The organism is Aporhodopirellula aestuarii, assembly GCF_023701485.1.
GTDB classification, from domain to species: Bacteria; Planctomycetota; Planctomycetia; order Pirellulales; family Pirellulaceae; genus Rhodopirellula; species Rhodopirellula aestuarii.
Genome location: NZ_JAMQBK010000157.1, coordinates 1 through 1,474, shown reverse-complemented (window position 1 = coordinate 1,474; position 1,474 = coordinate 1). Strand labels below are relative to the sequence as shown.

At 52.5% G+C, this 1,474-nt stretch carries 1 protein-coding gene; it reads left to right on the top strand.

Going from position 1 to position 1,474, the window contains the following annotated elements; all coding sequences use genetic code 11:
• Positions 1-63 precede the first annotated feature (63 nt).
• Positions 64-1,425 carry a transposase gene (locus NB063_RS32020; protein WP_250933906.1) on the top strand — a complete coding sequence of 454 codons (1,362 nt, stop codon included), beginning with the start codon at positions 64-66 and terminating at the stop codon, positions 1,423-1,425.
• Positions 1,426-1,474: the final 49 nt, after the last annotated feature.

Sequence of the window (1,474 nt, the reverse complement as noted above, 5' to 3'; positions counted from 1 at the left end):
TAGCAGCGTGTTGATTTTCGTCTAATTCGGTTACGATGTGTGAATCACGCTTGAAGGACCGAAATGGCATTAGGAAAACGACGACGAGAGCAGCAGGGTACGTTTTGGGTTGCAACCGAAAAACTCTGCAACGCGCCGCGGAACGCATTCTATGATCGCTTGAATCAGTTGTTGATCGAAATCGGATTTGATGAACAACTGGAAGAAGCTGCTGAGCCTTACTATCAGAAGACCGGCCGCAAAGGACTCGCTCCTGGCATCTATTTTCGAATGATCTTCATCGGTTACTTCGAAGATATCGCTTCTCAACGTGGTATCGCCTGGCGCTGCGCTGATAGTCGATCGCTGGCTAAGTTCCTGGGTTACTCGCCTGAGGAATCGACTCCCGACCACAGCACGTTATCGCTGACGCGGGAGCGTCTGCCGATGGAGATTCATGACCTGGCATTCCAATTGATTCTCAAAGCGAACGCTGATCACGGACTGCTCGCTGGCAAGACATTGGGTATCGACGCGACCGACTTGGAAGCCAACGCTTCCTTGAAGAGTATCGTCCGAAAAGACAATGGCGATGATTGGCAAGAATACCTCCGCAAACTGTACGCCGAGGAAACCGGAAAGAAGGATCCCACCGACGAAGAGCTTCGGCGATTCGACAAGAGCCGGAAGCCCAAAAAGAAAGTCAGTAACGATGACTGGCAGAGCGAAACCGATCCGGACTCGCGTATCGGGAAGATGAAAGACGGGCGTTTTCATCTGAAATACAAGGCCGAGAATGCTGTCGATTTAGAGACCAACGTGATAGTTTCGGCTGAGATCTACTACGGCAATCGAGGCGATACGAGCACGATCGAAGATACGGTCAACTCTGCCAAGGTGAACCTGGAACAAGCTGACACCGATCTTGAAGTGAAAGAAGTGGTCGCCGACAAGGGCTACCACAGCGAACAGACACTCGATGACCTTCAGAACAAATGCAACGTCCGGACCTACATCCCCGAACCGGAGCGTAAAGGCACGCGAACGTGGACCGACAAGTCACCTGAGCGAGAAGCATCCTACCGTCGCAATCGTCGGAACACGAATGGCAATCGAGGACGCAAACTTCAGCGTTATCGAAGTGAGCGAGTCGAGCGAACATTCGCTCACCTCTGTGATACTGGAGGAGCTCGCCGGACCTGGCTTCGAGGAATTGAGCAGGTTCAAAAACGATACAAGAGTGCAGTCATGGCCTACAACCTGGGCCAAGTCATGCGCAAACTGACCGGTGCTGGTAAGCCAAGGTACTTGGCAGTGCTCGCCGAGCGAGCTTTCTCGCATCTGAGGGTATTCTGGGCAAAATGGGGGCCGATCACGAAGCCCGCATCGCTACTGAGACATTTACTAAAGCCACAAACCAGATTTTCAACCGCGATCGCCGGATGACCGCCAGCCAAAGATTGACGCATGCTGGCATGCGAAAATCAACACGCTG

What these genes read in the sequence shown, in the direction of transcription:
- NB063_RS32020 (WP_250933906.1), top strand. Translation starts at nt 64, where the DNA reads ATGGCATTAGGAAAACGACGACGAGAGCAGCAGGGTACGTTTTGGGTT.